Annotated in this window: 15 protein-coding genes; 7 read left to right on the plus strand and 8 right to left on the minus strand. The window is 65.6% G+C overall.

The window, feature by feature from the left end:
* The first annotated feature begins 23 nt into the window (after positions 1–23).
* Both FBZ90_RS18080 and FBZ90_RS18085 read left to right on the plus strand, forming a co-directional pair.
* A complete protein-coding gene (locus FBZ90_RS18080) occupies positions 24–1,046 on the plus strand; it encodes a rhamnan synthesis F family protein (protein WP_186455886.1) in 1,023 nt (340 codons plus the stop codon).
* Positions 1,047–1,181: 135 nt separating this feature from the next.
* A complete protein-coding gene (locus FBZ90_RS18085; RefSeq protein ID WP_145734268.1) occupies positions 1,182–2,252 on the plus strand; it encodes a rhamnan synthesis F family protein in 1,071 nt (356 codons plus the stop codon).
* A 40-nt stretch (positions 2,253–2,292) separates the two neighbouring features.
* Here FBZ90_RS18085 and FBZ90_RS18090 read toward each other — a convergent pair whose 3' ends face one another.
* The 4 genes from FBZ90_RS18090 to FBZ90_RS18105 all read right to left on the minus strand — a co-directional run bounded on the left by FBZ90_RS18090 (position 2,293) and on the right by FBZ90_RS18105 (position 8,959).
* Positions 2,293–3,882, minus strand: coding sequence for a tetratricopeptide repeat protein (locus FBZ90_RS18090; RefSeq protein ID WP_186455887.1), 1,590 nt, complete (start codon positions 3,880–3,882; stop codon positions 2,293–2,295).
* A gap of 115 nt (positions 3,883–3,997) precedes the next feature.
* A complete protein-coding gene (locus FBZ90_RS18095; RefSeq protein WP_246130475.1) occupies positions 3,998–5,365 on the minus strand; it encodes an HlyD family type I secretion periplasmic adaptor subunit in 1,368 nt (455 codons plus the stop codon).
* Positions 5,325–7,514, minus strand: a complete 2,190-nt coding sequence (locus tag FBZ90_RS18100) for a peptidase domain-containing ABC transporter (protein ID WP_246130476.1) — start codon at positions 7,512–7,514, stop codon at positions 5,325–5,327. The genes FBZ90_RS18095 and FBZ90_RS18100 overlap by 41 nt, the downstream gene beginning before the upstream one ends.
* Positions 7,515–7,720: 206 nt before the next feature.
* Complete coding sequence (locus tag FBZ90_RS18105; protein WP_145734272.1) at positions 7,721–8,959, minus strand: glycosyltransferase; 1,239 nt, start codon at positions 8,957–8,959, stop codon at positions 7,721–7,723.
* Positions 8,960–9,218: 259 nt separating this feature from the next.
* On the opposite strand from FBZ90_RS18105, the gene FBZ90_RS18110 reads away from it, so the two are divergent.
* Positions 9,219–11,027, plus strand: a complete 1,809-nt coding sequence (locus FBZ90_RS18110; RefSeq protein WP_186455888.1) for a class I SAM-dependent methyltransferase — start codon at positions 9,219–9,221, stop codon at positions 11,025–11,027.
* 69 nt (positions 11,028–11,096) lie between these two features.
* Here the strand turns inward: FBZ90_RS18110 and FBZ90_RS18115 are convergent, their stop codons facing one another.
* Positions 11,097–12,152 carry a zinc-binding alcohol dehydrogenase family protein gene (locus FBZ90_RS18115; protein ID WP_145734276.1) on the minus strand — a complete coding sequence of 352 codons (1,056 nt, stop codon included), beginning with the start codon at positions 12,150–12,152 and terminating at the stop codon, positions 11,097–11,099.
* Positions 12,153–12,279: 127 nt separating this feature from the next.
* On the opposite strand from FBZ90_RS18115, the gene FBZ90_RS18120 reads away from it, so the two are divergent.
* On the plus strand, positions 12,280–13,158 hold the full coding sequence (locus tag FBZ90_RS18120; protein WP_145734278.1) for a LysR family transcriptional regulator: 879 nt from the start codon (positions 12,280–12,282) through the stop codon (positions 13,156–13,158).
* Between the two features lie 3 nt (positions 13,159–13,161).
* On the opposite strand, the gene FBZ90_RS18125 is transcribed toward FBZ90_RS18120, so the two are convergent.
* Positions 13,162–13,677, minus strand: a complete 516-nt coding sequence (locus tag FBZ90_RS18125) for a MarR family winged helix-turn-helix transcriptional regulator (protein ID WP_338121734.1) — start codon at positions 13,675–13,677, stop codon at positions 13,162–13,164.
* A 237-nt stretch (positions 13,678–13,914) separates the two neighbouring features.
* Between FBZ90_RS18125 and FBZ90_RS18130 the strand changes: the two genes are divergently transcribed.
* Positions 13,915–14,337 (plus strand): organic hydroperoxide resistance protein, encoded by a 423-nt coding sequence (locus tag FBZ90_RS18130; protein WP_145734280.1) that lies wholly within the window; start codon positions 13,915–13,917, stop codon positions 14,335–14,337.
* A 94-nt stretch (positions 14,338–14,431) separates the two neighbouring features.
* Here FBZ90_RS18130 and FBZ90_RS18135 read toward each other — a convergent pair whose 3' ends face one another.
* Complete coding sequence (locus tag FBZ90_RS18135) at positions 14,432–15,472, minus strand: Gfo/Idh/MocA family oxidoreductase (protein ID WP_186455889.1); 1,041 nt, start codon at positions 15,470–15,472, stop codon at positions 14,432–14,434.
* 371 nt (positions 15,473–15,843) lie between these two features.
* On the opposite strand from FBZ90_RS18135, the gene FBZ90_RS18140 reads away from it, so the two are divergent.
* Together FBZ90_RS18140 and FBZ90_RS18145 are read left to right on the plus strand one after the other, a co-directional pair.
* Positions 15,844–16,200 (plus strand): DUF4870 family protein, encoded by a 357-nt coding sequence (locus tag FBZ90_RS18140; RefSeq protein WP_145734284.1) that lies wholly within the window; start codon positions 15,844–15,846, stop codon positions 16,198–16,200.
* Between the two features lie 189 nt (positions 16,201–16,389).
* Positions 16,390–18,459 (plus strand): MHYT domain-containing protein, encoded by a 2,070-nt coding sequence (locus FBZ90_RS18145; protein WP_186455890.1) that lies wholly within the window; start codon positions 16,390–16,392, stop codon positions 18,457–18,459.
* 34 nt (positions 18,460–18,493) lie between these two features.
* Here FBZ90_RS18145 and FBZ90_RS18150 read toward each other — a convergent pair whose 3' ends face one another.
* Entirely contained in the window at positions 18,494–20,119 is a 1,626-nt protein-coding gene (locus FBZ90_RS18150; RefSeq protein WP_145734287.1) for an EAL domain-containing protein, read from the minus strand.
* Positions 20,120–20,264 lie beyond the last annotated feature (145 nt).

Raw genomic sequence — 20,264 nt, forward strand, 5'->3', positions numbered from 1 at the left:
CGGTGTGCTTGGGATGTGTTTGAGTGCGTGAATTCTTTCGTCGGGTTGCCAGGCAAATCTCCTACCGCGGCCGGTTGCTGGTCAGCCGCATAGCGGACTACGCCGAACTGCTGTTCTATCCGCCGCGCCCCGCCACGGGCATGATCGAAAGACGCTGGACGGGGGGCGTCCCGCTGGACGGGGCCGCCCGGGTGGCGGTGTTCATGCACTACGCGCGCACGGACAGCATCGCGCCCTATGTCCGCTATCACGTGCGCAAGCTGCGCGAGGCGGGCTTCGCCGTCATCTTCGCCAGCAACACGTCGGCGCTCAGCGACCAGACGGTGGCGTCCTTGCTGCCCGACGTGGCGATCGCCTTCACCCGCCGCAACATCGGTTGGGACTTTGCCGCCTATCGCGAGGCCATCGCCCTGGTTCCATCCCTGGAGCAGCGGGAGATGCTGCTGATCACCAACGACAGCGTCTTCGGCCCCCTTTACGACCTTGAGCCCCTGATTGCCCGCGCCAACCCCGACGAGGCCGATATCTGGGGCAGCACCGACAGTTGGGAGCGCCATTACCATCTGCAGAGCTTTTTCCTGATTTTCCACCGCGCGGCCTTGCGCTCCGACGCCTTCCGCCGGTTCTGGAACGGTGTCCGCTGTTTCCGGCGCAAACACTGGATCATCGAGAAATATGAAATCGGCCTGACCCGGACCTTGCAAAGCCAGGGCCTGCGCTGCAAAGCCTTGTTCCCCTACAACACGGTCACCGAAACATTCATGCGCTCGCATCCGCCGCGACCGACACCGGTGAAAGCGGACCGCACATCGCCTACTGGCTATGCGCAAATGCTCGCAAGCCGCGTCAAAGCGTCGATACCCATCAACCAAACCCATTTTTTCTGGTATGAGCTGACGGTCAGCCTGGGTTTTCCTTTCATAAAGCGCGAATTGCTGCAAAAGAATCCGGCAAATATTCCCAATGTCAGCGATTGGGAGCGGGTGGTATCCGAGGTGTCCGCCTACGACACCAACCTGATCCGGGAGCACCTGTCAGCACGATAGCGTAGAAGTGGTGCTATTTCCTCGATACCGGCGTACACGGGACGTGACGCCTCCCATTTGTATAAATTGCGTTGTTTCCAGAACTGCGGCGTATGGCTTATAGTTGATATTTGAGGCGGGGGAATTTACGGTTTCATGTCTGACACTTTCCTCAAAATGCTCAAGAAGGGTGTCGGATTGCCGATGCTGGTGGTCGACGCCGTCGATCTGGGGCTGTGCTTGGCGGCACCCGTTTTGCCCGGCCGCGCCACCGTCAAGGCCAGCTTCCCCGGCCAGGTCCCACTGGAAGGCGCCCGCCGGGTCGCCGTATTCAATCATTATGACCAGCGCGGCATCGTCCACGACTACGTCATCTATTTCGTGGCCAAACTGGCGGAGGCTGGCTATGCCGTCATCTTCGCCAGCAACTGCCCCAAGCTGTCGGCCAAGGAAACCGACAAGGTGCTGCCGCATGTCGCCTGGGTCCTGAAGCGACGCAACATCGGATGGGATTTCGGCGCCTTCAAGGACGCCATCGCCCTGATCCGCGACCCCGGCGCGTTGGATCAGCTGCTGATCACCAACGACAGTATCTATGGGCCGTTGCAGGACCTGGGCGATGTCATCCGCCAGGCCGATCCAGCGCAGGCCGGCATCTGGGGCCTGACCGACAGCTGGGACCGCCACTTTCATCTGCAAAGTTATTTTCTCATCTTCCATCAGCCTGTCCTGAAGCACCCCAGCTTCACCAAGTTTTGGAACAGGGTGAGGTACTACCGCCGCAAGCGCTGGGTCATTCGCGATTACGAGATCGGGATGACCCGCTTTTTCCTGCGCGCCGGTATTCAATGCCGCGCCTTGCTGCCCTATCGAAGCGTGGTTTCCGAGATCGAGAAGCCCCTGAACGAAGCCCTGGACAAGTCGAAGAAAGAGGACGCTGTGATCGACACCCATGGCAACAGCCAAGGGCAGATCATTCCCTATCTGCGGCAGTTGCAGAAAGCCATCAACCAGGGGCGCCCCTTGAACCAGACCCACTACTTCTGGGATTACCTGGTGGCGCGCAAGGCCAGCCCCTTCATCAAGCGCGACCTGCTGCAGCGCAACCCCGTGGGCATTCCGTGCGTCCAGCGCTGGGAAGAGGTCATTCGCGCGTCCTCTTCCTCCTATGACACCAGCCTGATCCTGCATCACCTGCAATTGTCGATGCGCAACCGGGTGCATTGAGTCCCCGTCAGCGAGCCCCCATCAGCGAGCCCCGTCCGCGCTACCGGACAGCCCCCTGGAAGGCGCGCGCCTCCAGCGCCGCGACGACTTGCGGTCCGTGTGGGTCCCCCGCCTCCACCGCGCGGCGAGCCCAGGTCAGGGCCGTTTCCAGCGCCGCGGGGCCGTCGTGGCTGGCGATCAACTCGGCCATGGAACTCATGGCCTCGCCGCTGCCGGCAGTAGCGGCACGGTCCAAAAAGGCCCTGGCCTCCGCGACGGCGACAGCAGTGTCGCCCCCCTGCTCCCCGGTCAGCAGCATACGCGCCAGGTTCACTTGCGCGGGCACATGCCCTTGCTGTGCCGCACGGCGTGTCCATGATAGCGCCGCGCCGATGTCGTGCGGCAAGCCAACGCCGGTGGCGTGGGCACGCCCCACCCGGAACTGAGCGGAGGCGCTGCCCCGTTCAGCGGCCTCGACGTAGAGGCGCATGGCATGCGCCTCGTCCTTATCCAAGCCGTGGCCGTGGTAATGCAAAACGCCCAGGTTGTAGAGGGCGTCGGCATCGCCGGCATCGGCAGCCCGGCGGAAATACCCGGCGGCCTTGGCGTAGTCTTGGGGAACCCCGTCGCCCCCCAAGTGACAAATCCCGAGGCGAAACAGGGCGGGCGCAAAACCAGCGTCGGCCGACCTGGCAAACCATCGCACCGCCTCGAACATATCCTTGGGTACGCCACGGCCGTCCACATAGGCCAGGCCCAGGGCCATCTGGGCCCCGGCGTGGTTGCGGTCGGCGGCCGCCTGGTACCATTGCGCGGCCTCGACATCGCTGGGAACGCGGGCCAAACGCCCCGCATGCAAATCCCCCAGCAGCGCCATGGAATCGACGTCCCCCTTGATGGCGGCGCGGCGCAGCCAGGTTTCCGCCTGCGCCCCATCCCGCGGCAGGTTTTGTCCGCGCATATACATCACCCCCAAGGCCCGCTGGGCCCCAGGGACTTGGAGGTCCGCCGCTTGTCTCATGGTGGCTAAGGCCCGCTCAAGGTCAGGCGCCGTGCCTTCCCCCAGCAACAGCGCCATGGCCAGGTAATAGATGGCGGTGGGATTGCCGGCCGCGGCCGCCTCCTCGTACAGGCGCACGGCGCCGGCCGCGTCCTTTTCCCCCAAGTCGCCATTGGCCAGGATCATGGCCAAGCCAACCTTGGCCCCGTGGTTGCCGGTTTCGGCGGCCCGGCGATACCATTCGGCGGCCCGCACAGGATCAGCGTCCGCGCCGCTGCGCCTGGACAGCAGCCAACCCAGCAGCACCTGGGCCTCGACATGCCCCTGTTGCGCCGCTTTCTCGGACCAGAAACGAGCCTGTCCGATATCAATGGGCAGGTGGAAGACACCCCTATCGTCGCCCTCCTCGGGCGGACGCCCCAGGCCATTGGCGTAAAGCGCCCCGAGACGCGCCTGGGCATCGGCACTGCCTGCCTCCGCCGCGGCGGTGATCCACCGTATCGCCGCCGCGCCATCGGGAAGGACACCACGCCCCTGCATCAGGGCGTCGGCCAATTCCAGCATGGCCTCGATCGAACCGCCCCGGGCAGCGGCAACCAGCGCGCGGGCCGCCGCGACGAGGTCGCCGCGGTCGGCCAAGCGACGGGCCATAGCCAGTGACCACTCGGCGGATGATCGCCCAATCCGCCAGGTGACCGCCCGATCAATCAGCGTCGAAAAGCCGGCCATGATCCATCGCGCGTCAAGTTGGACACCGGGATGCCGCTCAAGGCTCGCGCATTCCCTCGGACGCCTGCCGCAGCACCGTTTCCATCAGGTACATCAGGATGGTCCGCCGGCCAACCATGATGTCGGCGTTCAACGGCATGCCCGGGATGAGGTGCACGCCCTCACTGCCGATATTGTGCAGCTTCACCTCCGTGATCTCGACGCGCCCCCGGAAGAAGCGGCGCGACGTCGGCTGGCCATTATCCTGCCGGGTGAAGCTGTCGTCGCTGATGCTGCGCAGGACGCCCTTGGCCGTGCCATGCTCAATGAAGCGATAGGCGTCCAGCTTGATCTCGACCTTGTCGCCGATTTTGACGTGGCCCTGGTCGGCGCCGTCCAGGTCGACCTCCGCCTCCAGCGGGGCGTTGGCCGGCACCAAGGTAAGCAGCATGTCACCCGTCTTGGCCACGGAGCCGACGGAGATGTCGCCGAGCGACAGGACGGAGGCGTCGTCGATGGCGCGCATCTCCACCAGATCATTCCGCCGCTCAGCCTTCGACAGGTCGTCCTTGGCCTTCTGCAGATCCGTCCGCTTGCTGGACAGGTCCTGCGCCAGATCCGACTGCCACTGGTGTTGGAAGGACTCCCGCTCCGACCGCACGGCCTCCAGGTCGTGCGACGCGGTACGCGCCTGCTGTTCGGCGCTGGCCAGGTTCCGCATCATTTCGGTGCGGCTGTCCTGGGCCAACAGCGTGTTGAGCCGGCTGCCGTATTCCTTCTTTTCCAGCTTGGCGCGCATGTCCTCGATCTCCGAGGTCACGGCGACACGGGACTTGAAGTACTCCATGTCACGCTGGCTGCGCACCATGGTGGACTGGGCGGACTCAATCTTCTGGTCGTAGTTCGCCAGCTTGGCCTTGTACTCGGCCTGGCGAGACTGCCAAACCGACAGCTGCAGGGCCGCCTGCGTCGATGGGTTCGGGCCCGGATCGTAGGTCACCCGGGCCTGCTCCGCCTCCAGGCGGGCAACCTCAGCCGTCAACGACGCCACCTGGTCGCGCAATTGCGAGGCATCGGCCGACGCGAAGGTCGGGTCCAACGTCACCAGCAGGTCGCCCTTCTTCACCTCCTGCCCCGGCCGAACCAGGATGGAGCGGACGACGGATGTGTCCAGCGGCTGGACCACGATGCTGGGGGTGCGTGACACCACCTTGCCTGGGGCCGTGACCACCTCGTCCAGTTTCACCACGGAAACCAGGGTGAGGGCCACGGCCACCATGGCCGCTAGGGTATACAGCGTGCCGCGCACCGGCTTGGGGTACGGGGCCCCCACCACCGCCGCGATCTCGGACTGGAAGTCGTTGATCGCCTGGGCGACGGCAGCGTCACTCCCGCGGGGCGTCGGGACCAGAGAGCGCACGCTCATTGGGAACTCCGGAAGATTGATGGCGATTTTGCTGGAACCAGAGGTGACGGTAAATATCGCACCGCTGGAGTAATTCTTCATGGGTGCCGACGTCGTAGACCCGTCCGCGCTCCATGACCACGATCATGTCGCAATCGACCAGCGAGGTCAGACGATGGGAGATGACCACCATCGTCCGGCCTTCGGAAATGCGCGACAAATTGCTGTTGATGATGGCTTCGCTGTCCGGGTCCAAGGCGCTGGTGGCCTCGTCCAAGATCAGGATGGGAGGATCGACCAAAAGCGCACGGGCGATGGCGATGCGCTGACGCTGGCCGCCCGAGATATTGGTTGACCCTTCCGCCAGGTAGGTGTCGTAACCACGCGGCAGGCGCTCGATGAATTCCTCGGCGCCAGCCATGCGGGCCGCTTCGATGATCTCCTCGAACGAGGCGTCGGCACGGGCGGCGCCAATGTTCTCGCGCACGCTGCCGCTGAACAGGAAATTGTCCTGCAGCACCACACCCAGGTTGGAGCGCAGATGACTGATGTCCATCTGCCGCAAATCGACACCATCAATCTTTATGAGGCCGTCGTAGTCCTGGTGCAGGCCCTGCAGCAAACGGGTCAGGGTGGTTTTGCCCGAACCGCTGCGTCCCATCACGCCAACGACGCTGCCCCGTGGGATATCCACCGTGACGCGGTCCAGCGCCTTGTTCTGCGCGCCGGCGTAGCGGAAGCTGACGTCCTCGAAGCTGATGTGCCCGCGGAAGCGCGGACGCAGCCCATGGTCAGCGCGCAGCTCTTCTGGCGGGATGTTGACGATGGAGGCGACCTGGCCGATGGCGCCCCGAACCTCCTGCACCTGCTGCAACATGGTGGCGATCTGGACCAGTGGCTGTGTGGCCCGGCTGGCCAGCATGGTGAAGGCCACCAGGGAGCCGGCCAACGCCGCCTGGTCCGTCGACAACGCGATATAGCAGCCCAGCAGCAGGGTACCGGAATAGGTCAGCTTCTCCAGCGGCTGGAGGATGGTCTGCGGCTGGTTGGCGATCATCGCCAGATCGCGGTTGGCCTTCACGGCCTGCGCCCCCCGGCTGTCCCAACCGCGCCGCTTGCTCGCCTCCAGGGCGAGCGACTTGACGGTCCGCATACCGTGGATGGTTTCGATCATGAAGGAATTCTTGCGGGTTTCCGCTTCCACCACCTTGCCATGGTAGCGGCCGATAATCGGCATATAGGCGAGCACCACCAGGAACATGATACAGGCGATACCCAGAACCCACAGGCTGAGGGACACGCTCATGAAGAACATGGCGGGGATGATGATAATCAGCGTCAGGCTATCGAGCGCGGTACCGAACAGCTGCCCGGTCAAGAAGTTACGGATGCGCCAGATTTCGTTCATGCGGTGATTGATGAGACCCGTCGGCAGGGATTCGAACACCTCGATGGGCAAGCCCAACAGCCGGTCATAAATGAACGCGGTCAGGCGCCCGTCGATACGGGCGGCTCCCTCCGCCACCAGGTAGCGGCGCAGCCAGCCGAATGCCGTGTCGAAGATGATGACGAAGCCCACACCACACGCCAGGACCACCAGGGTCGACATGCGCTGGTGCACCAATATCCGGTCGACAACGACCATATAGGCCAGTGGCGGGACCAGGGCGAACAAGCTCATGATCAGCGCGGCCAAGCCCACATCGCGGAAAATCCGGCGTTCCCGCAGAACCTCGCCGATCAGCCAGCGCAGGCCGAACAGGCCCCGCTCCTCCTCCTCCGCGTTCTTGGGCTTGATCAGGATGATGTCGCCCGCCCAAATCTCATCCAGCGCGATCTCATCCACCGGACGGACCTGCGTCGGCGTGGCCGGGTCGCGGACATAGACGATGGGCGGCGAGACGCTGGGCGACACCCCGGTCAGGACCAAGGCGGTGCCATCTTTCAGGCACAGGATGGCGGGAACCGCGCGGCCCAGGCGCATCAGCTGGCGCCAGGACATGCGCACCGCCCGGGCCTCGAAGCCCTTCTCATCGGCGGCATGCACCAGGACGGCCCGCTGAACCTCACCCTCGCCGGAAGCGTATGTGCGAACCAGCTGTTCCCGGGACAAGTGGACGCCGTGATGCTGCGCCACCAGCAGCAGGGCGGTGAGCATCGTGTGATCCACGATGGCCCCATTCATGGTCGAAGAATCTGCGCTCACGTCATCCGCCGTACAGAACCCCATTGTGCCGGCCTGTTCGCCCTGGCGGGCAGGAGCCGGTCCCCCTTTGCGCGCGACCTTAGCGCACTCATAAAAGAAACGGCAAATTCTACATATGGCCCCCTTGGATTTTCTCGCCGGTTAATGCGTCATTTAAATGAAACAAGGAATTAAACCGCTGGCAGCATAGGGCAGCCAAACTGGGAGAGGGCCTGACGCCAGGCGGGAACGGCGCGCGAACGGGCGTCGAATCGCGAAACGACGGTTTCCCGCGCCTGGCGGCGCAGCACCGCTGATTGGGGCTGGCGCCCCAACGCCTCCACCACCCGGTCCGCCAGCAGCGCCGTATCGAAAAAGGGGAACAACAGGCCGTTCACCCCGTCCCGCACCACCTCCTCCACCGGCGGGGTGGCCGAGGCGACGACAACCGCGCCACAGGCCATGGCTTCCAGCATGGACCAGGACAACACGAACGGATAGGTCAGGTAGACATGGGCGCTGGACAGACGCATCAGGTCCAGGAAGCGGCCATGGTCCACAGGTCCCAGGAAATGGACCCGTCCCGAATCGAGTGACGGCCCAACTTCCGCCATCAAATGATCGCGCCAAGCCCCCCCGCCGGGGGGTGGCGGGCCATAGCTGACACCATCCCCGCCGGCCACCACCACCTGAGCTGCCGGGCGGCGGCGCAGGATTTCCGGCAGGGCGCGCATGAAGACGTGAAAGCCGCGATAGGGCTCCAGGTCGCGGGCGGCATAGGTGATGACCTCATCCCCCTGCCGGAGGAGGGTGCCGTCGGGCAGCGAGAAGGCCGGCACGGGTCCCGGGCGGGCGAGATCCGTGTCGATGCCCTCATGCATTACCCGCAACCGATCGCGGAACGGCGCCGGATGCAAGGCGCGTTGCCATTCGGTGGGACAAACACCCAGATCCGCAGCCTCAAGCCCCAGCAGATTGACGACGTTCAAGGTACGCACCCGGGCCAGGTCGTCCAGGGTGACGGGGTATAGCGGATCGAAACCGACGTCCGCGCCACGGCCGTGGTAGTAATATTCAAAGTATCCGACGAGCGGCACGTCCGGCCACAGGTCCTTGAGGTACAGGGTGTCGCCGAAGCCGCAATGACCGACGATCAGGTCGGGACGATACCCCTGCTGCGCCATCCCCACCGCATCCCGCAGGGCGCACTGCCCCCGGATGATGTAGTCGGCGGCGTTGCCCAGGTAGGGGTGGGTGCCCGGGTCCACGGCGGGCATATCCTGGTAAAGGTGGGGTCGCAATCCGGAGACGACCGCCTCCTCCCGCTGCCCCATGCCGCGCAGTTCCACACGCGCGTCGGCCATCAGCGACCGGGCCAGGGGGCGGAACTGTCCCGGAAAATCCTTGTGCAGCATCAATACGCGAAACATGCCCGTCCACTTACCCCTGACTGCCTCCGCCGCCCGGCCCAGTCCTCAGCATCCCGGGCGCCGGACCGGGACGGCGCGGCATTGTTGGGGATGGGGCGCCGGCTTGTCCACCACCGGCATTCTCCGCGGGGTTGGCACCAGTTTGGGTTGGCGCCAGTTCGGGTTGGCGCTGGACAAGTCCGCCGGCGCTCGGGCACAACCGAAGCCGATCCGCGCCAGGGAACCGGGGCGCCGCCTTTCAGCACGGGAATCATCTCGCATGGACATCCGCTGGCCCTCCGCCGACGCCCCGACCATCGCGGCCCCTTGCCCGGTCTGTGGCGACGCCGGCCCCCATGCGCCGACCCTGACCGTTCCCTGGGGGGGACCGCACGATCCAGACTGGGTGCTGTTGTGCTGCCAGCGATGCACCGTCCGTTTCTCCACCGACCGAACGGTCGGCGACTACAGCCACGACACCGGCATCTTCATCGCCGCCACGGACCTGTACCTGGAAATGGGCGCAGGCCTGGACGTGATGCTGGAGCCCATGGGCTGGCTGAAGCCGGGTGAGGGCCGTCTGCTGGACATCGGTGCCAACATCGGCTTCATCAGCGACTATGTCGAGGTGGCGCTGGGCTGGAAAGCCAAGGGCTACGACCCTTCCCGCGCGTCGGAACTGGGCCGCCAATGGCTGGGCCTGGACATCGTTCCGGACTATTTCACCGAAGACACCCCCCTGCCCGTCACCTATGACGTGGTGGCCGCCTTCGAATTGCTGGAGCATGTGCCAAATCCTGTCCCCTTGCTGAAAACGCTTAGCCGGGGCCTGAACGACACGGGCATCCTGGTCCTGACGACACCGGACGGCGGTGTGCTGAAGCCGGAAACGCCGGTTTCCATGATGTGGCCCATCATCAGCCCCGGCTCGCACATGACCCTGTTCACCGCCGCCTCTATGGAAACGGCGCTGCGCGCGGCGGGCTTCACCCATGTCAGCGTGGCGCCCGTCGCGGGCATTCTGCGCGTCCATGCCTCACGCGTGCCGCTGCCCGCCGGGGTGAAGGACGGCTGTGACCGCGCCCTGCTGCGGGAATACCTGCGCCGGCGCCTGACGCCTGAGCGCCTGCCCAAGTACGACAGGCTGGAGAACGGCTTCCGCTATCGCCTGTTCAAGGAATTGGTCAACTTCGGTTTCCCCGAGGAGGCGCAGGAGGTGTTCAAGCGGATGGTGGAGCAGGTTCGCGCCCGCTTCGGCATCGACCTGGACGATCCGGAAAGCCTGATGGTGCCGCCCAACCCGGTCGACATCGAGGAATTCACCCGGCGTGAGCCCGGCAACCTGATGACCTCGCTGCATTTCAAGGCCATCCTGGTCAATAACACCGACAATGATGCCGCCCGGTCAGCCTGCTACGCCGCCGCGGCCGTCCTGGCCGGCGTGACGTTGCGCCGTGTTCTGCAGCGCCTCAGCATGGATAACGGCGAGGCCGGCACCGCCATTCCCGCCGCCTTGCGCCTGGCCCTGCAAAACCTGGCCGTGCAGGGTGCGGACATCCGCCCCCTGCTGACCTTGGTGGAAGCGACGGATTCCACCACCGGCTTCATGTTGACCCCCACGGACCGGGATGCCCTGCGCGACGACATGAAGGTAACCCTGGCCACGCTGGGCATGCGGCAGGCTGAGACCCTGGAGCAGCCGGTCGTGGTGGCGCCGGGCGATGATTGCATCACCCGCTTGATCAACCTGGCCCGTCCCACCGCCTACCAGGCGGCACGGCAGGCGGCCATCGACACCATCGGCAGCAATCGTAAACCAGCCAAGGTTCTGGCCCTGCTGGACCAGGCCGTGAACGACCCGCTGCTGCGCGACTGGCCGGACACGGTGACCCTCTGCGCCAAGGTAGCCCTGATCCGCCTGGTGCGGCTGCGGGCCCATCGCCTGGCCGCCCGCGTTTACGAGCGCTGGGGCGACGCGTCCTGGAACGGTGACGCGCCGGTCGCCGCCGCGCTGGCGCTGATGGCCGAATCCCGCTACCCGCTGCCCATCCGGCTGTACCGCCGGCTGCGGCAGCGGCTGGCCGCCTGACGTCAGAGGGGCGGCCACAACTCCGCCGGGCGGCGGACGGACCAGCGCCGCCCGGCCAGAATGAAGCCGTCAAGGACGCGGCGGGCAACGGTCCCAGAACCCGGATAGAACCAGCTTGCCCCGGGTAGCGCCGCTTTCAACCAGGGCATGGGCCTTGCGCAGGTTGTCGGCGCTGATGCGTCCAAGGTCCTGGGTCATCGTCGTGCGCAGCACCCCCGCATCCACCAGGCGCGCAACCTCGCTCAGCAGCCCATGCTGGGCGATCATGTCCGGTGTCTGGAACATGGAGCGCGTGTACATGAACTCCCAATGCAGGGAGATGCTCTTGCGCTTCAGCAGGGTGATGTCTACCAGCTGGACCGGATCGTCGATCAGGGCCAGCTTGCCCTGCGGCGCCATCAGGGCGGCAAGGGCGGGGAAGTGCTGCTCCGTCGCCGTCAGGCTCATGACATGGGTAGCGCCGCCGGGCGCGATGGCCCGCAGCTGGGGTTCCAGGGGCTGGCGGTGGTCGATGACGTGATGGGCCCCCATGGCCAGGCTCCAGTCCCGCGTCTCGGGACGCGAGGCCGTGGCGATGACGGTCAGGCCGGTCAGTTGACGCGCTAACTGCGTGGCGATGGAGCCGACGCCACCCGCACCGCCAACGATCAGCAGCACGCCGGCCGTGCCGTCATTGCCGGCGCCGGCCGGCAGCCGCGCCACGCCCATGCGGTCGAACAGCATCTCCCAGGCGGTGATGGTGGTCAGCGGCAGGGCCGCGGCCTCCGCCACCGTCAGGCTGGCGGGTTTGGAACCGACCAGCCGCTCGTCAACCAGATGGAATTCGGCGTTGGTGCCGGGGCGCTCCAGCGCGCCGGCATAGAACACGGCGTCACCGATCTTGAACAAGGTCACCTGCGGACCGACCGCCACCACCGTGCCTGCGGCGTCCCAGCCCAGGATACGCGCGGTGCCTTCGACAGGGGCGGCGTTGCGGCGAACCTTGGTATCCACGGGGTTGACCGAGACGGCCTCCACCCGCACCAGCAGGTCCCGGCCGGTGGCCACGGGGGTGGGAACCTCCAGATCCACCAGGCTGTCGGCCTGGTCGATGGCTTGGTTCTGATAATAACCGATGGCTTTCATGGGAAGTAACCTCGCTTGTTTCGAGCCGCCGTCAGCGGCGGCATACACTTCCCAAAGGTTCCCTATTCCGTTCTGATCATCAATTGACAGGATTAAAGATACATTATTCAATTATGAACAGATACCGATGGGAGAAGTCCGGGTGGATTGGGACGATCTGCGCTATTTCCTGGCGATCGCCCGGCACGGCACCCTATCGGGCGCCGCCCGCCACTTGGGCGTCAGCCAGCCCACGGTGGGACGGCGGCTGGAGACGTTGGAGACCCGGCTGGGCACCCGCCTGTTCCAACGCACGCCGGCCGGCTATATCCCAACCGAAGCGGGCACCGGCCTGGTGGCCGGGGCGGAGCGCATGGAGACGGAGGCCCTGGCGGCGGAACGGGCCGCCACCGGCCTGGACGTGGGGCTTGAGGGCACCGTGCGCGTCACGTCCCCGGAATGGGTGGGGCAGTGGCTGCTGGGCCCGCAGCTGGCGGGCTTGCACAACGCCCACCCCGGCATCACCGTGGAGCTGGTGACTGACGCCCGGCTGTATAGCCTGACCCGGCGTGAAGCGGACGTGGCCTTCCGCTTCCACCGCTTCGACCAGAACGAGATCGTGCAACGCCGGGTGGCCATGGTGGGCTTCGGCCTTTATGCGGCGCCGGCATACCTGGCGCGCCATGGCGCACCGGATTTCACCCAGGGGGCCGCCGGCCATAGTCTGATCCTGATGAACGAAAGCTTCGGCGGTTTGGCCGATCTGCCCTGGCTGCTGGCGCTGGCGCAGAACGCCCGACAGGCCCTGCGCACCAACAGCCGCGACCTGCAAGCCGTGGCCTGCGCCGGTGGGGCGGGCCTGGCCGCCCTGCCCCATGTCATGGCCCAGGCGCGCGGATTGATGGCCGTGGACACGCCGACGCCGGCCCCACCGCGCGAAATCTGGGCCGGCGTGCATCGCGACGCCCAGCGCATCCCCCGCATCCGCGCGTTTTTCGACCACATGGCGCAGGCGTTGGGTCGCTAGGCCTCAACCATCCCGGTCGGCCGGGCCCAGGTTGGCCGCCAGGCCGGCGCGCAGTTCATCCACCTGCGCCTTCAACGCCTTCAGCCCGTCCAGGTTAAGGCCGGTGGCGCACAGGATGGCCTCCTGCACCGGGCCCAGGTTCTCCTGCAAGGCGCGGCCGGCCTCGGTCAGGGTGACGCGCACCAGGCGCTCGTTCTGCGGATCACGCTGACGACTGACAAGGCCCGCCGCCTCCAGCCGCTTCAGCAAGGGCGTCAAGGTGCCGGAATCCAGATCCAGCTGCTCACCAATGGCCTTCACCGTCAGCCCGTCCCCGGACCACAGCACCAGCATCACCAGGTACTGCGGATAGGTCAGGCCCAGCCGGTCCAGCAGCGGTTTATAGGTGCGGTTGAACAGGTGGGCGGCGGAATAGATGCTGAAGCACAGCTGACTGCGCAGCAGGGCGGCCGTATCGGAGGAGCCGGCCCCGGCCAGTCCCATACCTTGCCGCGTGGTGTCCTGTCGGTCCTGGGCCATGACGACGCCCTCACTTCTCCAGCGGCGCCCGGGGAAATGGACGCACGATTTGCGGCAGGCTAGCATTCCGTGACAGATTGCGCACAATCTATTTGCGCATAGCGATCATGCCAACTGACGAATTGTGCACAATCTGTTATCGCGCAATTCTCACCTCACCGGCGCCGATGCCCCAGCCGAACCCCGGCGGGACCGGCCCCCGAAGTTGATCCAACCAGTTGAACCACGGAGATGATCATGCCCATCCTCTACACCACTTCCGCTACTGCCACCGGCGGCCGTGAGGGCCAGGCCAAGTCCGTCGACGGCGTTCTGGACGTCAAGCTGACCACGCCCAAGGAATTGGGCGGCGCCGGCGGCAATGGCACCAACCCCGAGCAGTTGTTCGCGGCCGGCTATTCCGCCTGCTTCCTGGGCGCGCTGAAGTTCGTCGCCGCCAAGGCCAAGGTGAAGGTTCCGGACAACGCCACGGTGAGCGCCCAGGTGGGTATCGGCCCCCGCGAGGATGGCACCGGCTTTGGCTTGGACGTCGCCCTGACTATCACGCTGCCGGGCATCGACGCCGAAACCGCCAACAGCCTGGTGCAGCAGGCCCACATCGTGTGCCCCTATTCCCACGCCACCCGCGGCAACCTGGACGTTCGCCTGAACATCGCCTAACGGCCGCTCCATCTGCCGCCAGCAGGTAAAGACAAGGCCGGCGCCGCCAGTGGCGGTTCCGGCCTTCTTCTTTTATTATGAATACTTTACAGACCTATTCGTAAGCGATGTCGCAGGACAACCCAGGCTGGCCCGCCGCCTCGATGGCGCGGTGGACCAGGGTCAACGCCTCGAACGCCGGCTCTGGCCCGAAGGCCAACGGCGCACGGCCGGCCAAGGCCTCCGCCACATTGCGATAGAAATTCTCGTACCGGCCGGCCTCCAGCGCCACCGCCTCGCGCACCACGGCGCCATCACGCTCGGTATGCAAGAGGGCCGGCGTGGTGACGACGGCCCAGCCGGCGTCGCCGGGCTTGAGCCCCGCCGCCATCTGTCCTTCCTGAACATCGCCCTTGGGAATGACCAGCGAGCCCTTGTCGCCGTGGGCCACCAGCACCGGCCCGGGTTCGCGTACATACGTGCTGGATCGCAGGATGACCCGGTGATCGGGATAACGGAAACGGACGTCGAAATAGTCGGTCGCCCCCTGCGGCCGGCGCAGGGACCGCATCTCCGCCATGACCGACAGGGGCCGACCGAACTGGCGCAGCATGCCGTCCACCAAGTGGACGCCGAGGTCGAACCAAGTGCCGGCACCAGGCCCCTCATCCTCCTTCCATGCCTTGTGGGTGACATGGGCGCGGTAGCGGTCGTAGTGCCACTCGACCTCGACCAAGCGCCCCAGATCGCCGGCGGCCAGATGGCGGCCCAGGGTCAGATATTCGGCGTCCAGCCGCTTGTTATGAAAGACAGCCAGCAGCAGGCCCGCCGCCTTTGCCTGGCCCATGAGGTGGCGGCCCTCTTCCAGCGTGATGGTCATGGGCTTTTCCAAGACAACGTGCTTGCCCGCCGCGAGAGCCGCGCGGGCCATGGGAAAATGCAGGGCATTGGGGGTGTTGACCACCACCAATTGAATCGCGGGGTCGTCCAGGATGGCCTGAAAATCAGTCGCCACGCGCGCCATCGCCGGTTCCGTCCCATCGGGTCCCGAACGGCGCAGGATGGTGCGCAACGACAGGGCCGGTTCGGCCTGGATAAGGGGAGCATGGAACACCCGGCCGGACAGGCCGTAGGCGCACAGCGCGGTTGCGATCATGGGCTTCATCCCTTCCTTCATCTGGCCATGCCTGGCCCTTCGCTGGTCCCAAACCGTGACGGTTATCGTCAGCGCGACCATATATTAATGTGCGATTTACAGTCCTGAAGTGAGGGCACGCAAACAAAAATTACCCGTTAATAGATTAATATTGCAACCTAACCCATAATTTCCGATTAAATTTCCCAAATCAGGTGGCGCACGGGAGGGTTTGCCCTATATGACTTTCGCCGGTGGCGTCTCTTGACCATCGACTCCGGATCGCCAGACGCCATCCTGGCCGCCAACCAGGATTTATATTTAAAACCATATTACTCAATGACTTTCTGAAATCGACAATTCTGAAGCCGTGACATACCAAGGAACGCGTGATGAGCTTTGCCGGCACCCCCGCCTCCTCCTCCGCCCAGGAAGACAAAGCCCGTTTATGGTCCATCCTTGTCCATTTGCTTTACTTGATGGGCGCGTTCCCGCTGGGCTTGGTCATGGCTTATATCAAGCGGCCTGATTTCGCCGGCACCATTTACGAAGGCCACATGACCTTCGCCATCCGCACCTTCTGGATTTGCGTCATGTTCGGCATCGGCGCCCTGGCCCTGCGGGGCGTGGGCATGGAACTCATGATCCTGTTCATCGGCAGCATCTGGGCCATCGTGCGTGTCGTGGTGGGGCTGGTCCGGGCGATTGACGCCAAGCCGATTCAGAAACCGCGGGGCTGGACCATCTGAACACCCCGGCTGCTCCCGGCCCGCCCTATCCGTCCGGGCATGGCCGTTATGGGCGGCGCCGGCGGAGCCCCTATTTCGAACGGTGATGCCTTACAGGCGCGATGGTATAGTCACCGGGCGTTTTTCCGGTCAAACCGCCAGATCGCTGTGTCGGACGCCAAAACACACCGTCGCGCGGGCGTTGGGGGCATGTCTATGCGGGTGGTCTTCCCCGGTTTGTGCTTTAGCATCGATGATTCCGGCGTCGCCTTCAGCCATGAGCCGTGGCTGGTTTTTCTCTCCTACCTGACCGCCGTCTTCGCCTCCTTCGTCGCCCTGAACATGACGGAGCGCATGGTGGGCGCCAACGGCCGCTCGCGCCTGGCCTGGCATCTCGGCGCCGCCTGCGCCTTGGGGGGCGGGATCTGGTCCATGCATTTCATCGGAATGCTGGCCCTGCGGGTGGCGGTGCCTGTGGCCTGGGAACCGCGGCTGACACTGGCGTCGCTGGTGACCGCCATCCTTTTCGTCGCCCTGGGCATGGAGGCGGTCCGTCACGGCCGCACCAGCGTCAGCCGGTTCACCGTGGCCGGCGCGGGCGTGGGGCTGGGGATCGCGGCCATGCACTACACCGGCATGGCCGCGATGGAGGTCCCTGGCCAGGTGGCGTACCGCCCCGGCCTTTTCGCCCTATCGGTCCTGATCGCCATGGGTGCCGCCACCGTGGCCCTGATGCTGTCGGTCAGCTTGAAGCAAGGTTGGCATCGCGCACTGGCCGCCATCGTCATGGGCTTCGCCATCTGCGGCACCCACTACACCGGCATGGCGGCCACGGTGTTGACCCTGGACCCGCTGGCACCCGCGCCCGCCGATGTGGATCGCGGGCCCTTGGCCATCATCGTGGCCGGCGCCACCTACGGCCTGCTCATGCTGGCATTGGTGACGGCCCTGGCCGACCGGCGCCTGAACGCCGCAACCGAACGCGAGGCGGAGCGGCTGAAGGTCATGAACCGCGCGCTGGAAGCGGAGGTGACGGAGCGTCGCCGTGCCGAGGAGGAACTGTTGCGGGCGCGCGAGGGGCTGGAAGAGGCGGTTGCGGAGCGCACCCGCGACCTGGCGGCGGCCCGGGTACGGGCGGAAGCCGCCAACCAGGCCAAATCCGAATTCCTGGCCAGCATGAGCCATGAATTGCGCACCCCATTGAACGCCGTCTTAGGCTTCGCCCAGCTGATGGATTACAACAAGGCGCGGGAGCCGATGACGCCCAAGCAGGAACGGGGCGTCCAGCAAATCATCAAGAATGGCAACCACCTGCTGCGCCTGATCGACGACGTGCTGGATCTGGCGCGCATCGAGGCGGGCCACTTGACCCTGTCGCTGGAGCCAGTCGATCCCAGGCAGGTGGTGGAGGATGTGCTGACGACCTTGCAGCCCGTGGCGGAAAAGGCGCGGGTGGCCATTGTCACCGCCTTGCCCGAGGCATCGCCACCCGTCCTGGCAGACCGCACCCGACTGGTCCAGGTGATCAGCAACCTGACGTCCAACGCCATCAAGTACAACCGACCCGGCGGCACCGTGCGCATCACCCTGGGCGCGGCGGCGACACGAGGCCGCCTGGCGTTGAGCGTGGGGGATACCGGCAATGGCATCGCGACCGACAAGCTGGGCGACTTGTTCCAGCCCTTCAACCGTTTGGGCCAGGAGTACAGCGACATTCCCGGCACCGGCATCGGCTTGACCATCACGCGTCGGCTGCTGGACGCCATGAACGGCACCATCGAGGTGGCCAGCGTGCCGGGCGAAGGCAGCACCTTCACCATCACCCTGCCCGGCGCCTTGGACATGACGGCCGAGCCGATCGTCCCCGCTACTGACGGCCTTCCCCCGGCCCAGACCGGGAAACGCACCATCGTCTATGTCGAGGACAACCCGTCCAACATCGAACTGATGCGCGACCTGATGGAAACCGTGCCGGGGACCAAGCTGCTGGTGGCGGCCGACCCGGTGACGGGCCTGGGCCTGGCCATCGCCCATAGGCCCGATGTCATCGTGCTGGACATCAACCTGCCAGGCATGAGCGGCTTTGACGTGCTGGCCCGCCTTCGCGATCGTGAGGAGACGCGGGCCATCCCCGTCCTGGCGCTGAGCGCCAACGCCCTGCCCCGCGAAATAGAGAAAGGTCTGCGCGCCGGATTCCGGCGATATCTGACCAAGCCCCTGAATGTTCAGGAGTTCATGGAGGCCCTGGCCGACGCGATGATCCCCGCCGACGTCGCTTAACACCGGCGGCCGAGGGCAGGAAGCTGCGGACCGTTCACGGCTCCTGCGAAGGCCCCTGGTCCAGCACGTCGGCGCGCGACAACCGGCTGGCATGGCCGGGCACGTCCACCCAAGGGCCTATCAGGTCGCCCATCATGAAGGCGCAGCCCGCCTCCTCCGCCATTCGTTCCATTTCGGGCGTATCGATGCCGTCGGCCATCAGGTGCAGGCCCCGGCGCCGGGCTTCGGCCGCCGCCAGATGCAGGTCGGGGATCAGACGCCCGCGGGGCACCGCCGCCCCCAAGGACACGGCGACACCCTTGACGCCGCCAGCGGCGAAGGTGGCATAGGCCTGGGGCGCCAAGTCGGCGCTGACGGTCACGCCGCGCCCTAACGGCTTCAACGCGCTGACCAGCTCCGTCAGCCGTCCCAGCGGAACGCCATCGGGCACGCCCATCAATTGATAGGTGATGAAGGGCAGCAGATGGGCGGGGATATGGCCGGCAAGATCGAGGTAAGCGCGGCGCCTGACAGTTCCCGCCAGCGTCTCGAAATGCACCGGCAAGGCCAGGTAATAGCGGAACCGATTATCATACAGCTCCAGATACGCGTCGACGGCCTGGCGCAGGGTTTCGCGATCCAGGTCCAGAATCTCTTGCAGGCCGTTGGCGGTTCCGGCGGAAACGACACCACCGGCGGCATCCGTCAGGGTCTCGTAGCCATACACGTATTGCCGCCCCCCGATCCGCTGGCGGCGGGGGCTGGCGACATAGAGGCTCAACGCCTGTCCGCGTACGTCCCAGACCGGTCGGTAAGCAAACTCCAGCGGCCCCAGCACGGGACGCAGATGCAGCCATGGATCGTCGGCACCGAGGGGGGGCGTGGTAGCGACCGTCCCCCGGCCCAGCTCCACCAATGCCGCGGCCGCCTGCGACAGAGGAGTCTGCACGGAAGAAAGGGACGGCAGGGGCGCGGACGACAGGGATGCGGTCGAAGGCGGCCCTGAAGCATCCCGCACCGAAGCATCCTGGCCTGCGAACGGCACCGCGGGCGGGGAAGCCTGAGAGGCCCCATCGGGATGCGCGGCAGAGGTTTCCGTCATCGGCCCCTCCGTGGAGGCATCCCCCGGCGAGGGACCCGCGCGGGACGCCAAATCTGCCAGCAGGTCGGCCAATCGCTCGGGCTTGAGGATCAAATTGCCCGAAGCTTCCCGCGCCGCCGTGCGGACCACGATGCTGGACAAATCGGGCTCCCCCAGCAGCATGCGCTGCAGTTCCTGCACCACCTTGGCGCAGACCAGGCTGGCCTGGAGAGCGTTCAAGCGGGCGAAGACGATGACGTAGGTTTCGCTGCCATACCCGTAATAAACATCTCCCGCCCCCAGGGTCTGGCGCAGCAGCCGCTCGACCATGGCATGCACCCGCGGCTGGACGGCCCCCCACCGGGACCCCAGCCTCTCCTTGAGGCTGTCAAGCCCGACAAACTGGACGCATCCCGCCGCGGCGGAAGAGCGCGGGCCCAACACCGCCTTCAGCCGCTGGCGGAACATGGTTTCGTCCGGATTGCGTCGGGCGCCACGCCGGTTGCCGGAACCAGCGGGGGCCCTGGGTTCGCGCCCACCGGCGGCGCGCTCCGGCTCCTCTGAGAACCAGTCGATGATGCGGCGCAACAATCCGGACATGGGTCGCCTCAACGCTCTTTCGATCCGATTACCAGGCTAGAGGGCACATAGTTAAAAAAAGCCTAAAGTCGAATCGAAATATGGGCGCTGGACTGTAAACGGCATGTGAACTGCGAATTATCGGGGATGGTTCCGACGTCCACCG

This window comes from Nitrospirillum pindoramense, assembly GCF_007827955.1.
Classification (GTDB): domain Bacteria; phylum Pseudomonadota; class Alphaproteobacteria; order Azospirillales; family Azospirillaceae; genus Nitrospirillum; species Nitrospirillum amazonense_B.

What these genes read in the sequence shown, in the direction of transcription:
- FBZ90_RS18115 (WP_145734276.1), bottom strand. Translation starts at nt 12,152, where the DNA reads ATGAAAGCCATCGGTTATTATCAGAACCAAGCCATCGACCAGGCCGAC.
- FBZ90_RS18150 (WP_145734287.1), bottom strand. Translation starts at nt 20,119, where the DNA reads ATGTCCGGATTGTTGCGCCGCATCATCGACTGGTTCTCAGAGGAGCCG.
- FBZ90_RS18085 (WP_145734268.1), top strand. Translation starts at nt 1,182, where the DNA reads ATGTCTGACACTTTCCTCAAAATGCTCAAGAAGGGTGTCGGATTGCCG.
- FBZ90_RS18125 (WP_338121734.1), bottom strand. Translation starts at nt 13,677, where the DNA reads ATGGCCCAGGACCGACAGGACACCACGCGGCAAGGTATGGGACTGGCC.
- FBZ90_RS18135 (WP_186455889.1), bottom strand. Translation starts at nt 15,472, where the DNA reads ATGATCGCAACCGCGCTGTGCGCCTACGGCCTGTCCGGCCGGGTGTTC.
- FBZ90_RS18145 (WP_186455890.1), top strand. Translation starts at nt 16,390, where the DNA reads ATGTCTATGCGGGTGGTCTTCCCCGGTTTGTGCTTTAGCATCGATGAT.
- FBZ90_RS18095 (WP_246130475.1), bottom strand. Translation starts at nt 5,365, where the DNA reads ATGAGCGTGCGCTCTCTGGTCCCGACGCCCCGCGGGAGTGACGCTGCC.
- FBZ90_RS18140 (WP_145734284.1), top strand. Translation starts at nt 15,844, where the DNA reads ATGAGCTTTGCCGGCACCCCCGCCTCCTCCTCCGCCCAGGAAGACAAA.
- FBZ90_RS18090 (WP_186455887.1), bottom strand. Translation starts at nt 3,882, where the DNA reads ATGGCCCGTCGCTTGGCCGACCGCGGCGACCTCGTCGCGGCGGCCCGC.
- FBZ90_RS18110 (WP_186455888.1), top strand. Translation starts at nt 9,219, where the DNA reads ATGGACATCCGCTGGCCCTCCGCCGACGCCCCGACCATCGCGGCCCCT.
- FBZ90_RS18105 (WP_145734272.1), bottom strand. Translation starts at nt 8,959, where the DNA reads ATGTTTCGCGTATTGATGCTGCACAAGGATTTTCCGGGACAGTTCCGC.
- FBZ90_RS18130 (WP_145734280.1), top strand. Translation starts at nt 13,915, where the DNA reads ATGCCCATCCTCTACACCACTTCCGCTACTGCCACCGGCGGCCGTGAG.
- FBZ90_RS18120 (WP_145734278.1), top strand. Translation starts at nt 12,280, where the DNA reads ATGGGAGAAGTCCGGGTGGATTGGGACGATCTGCGCTATTTCCTGGCG.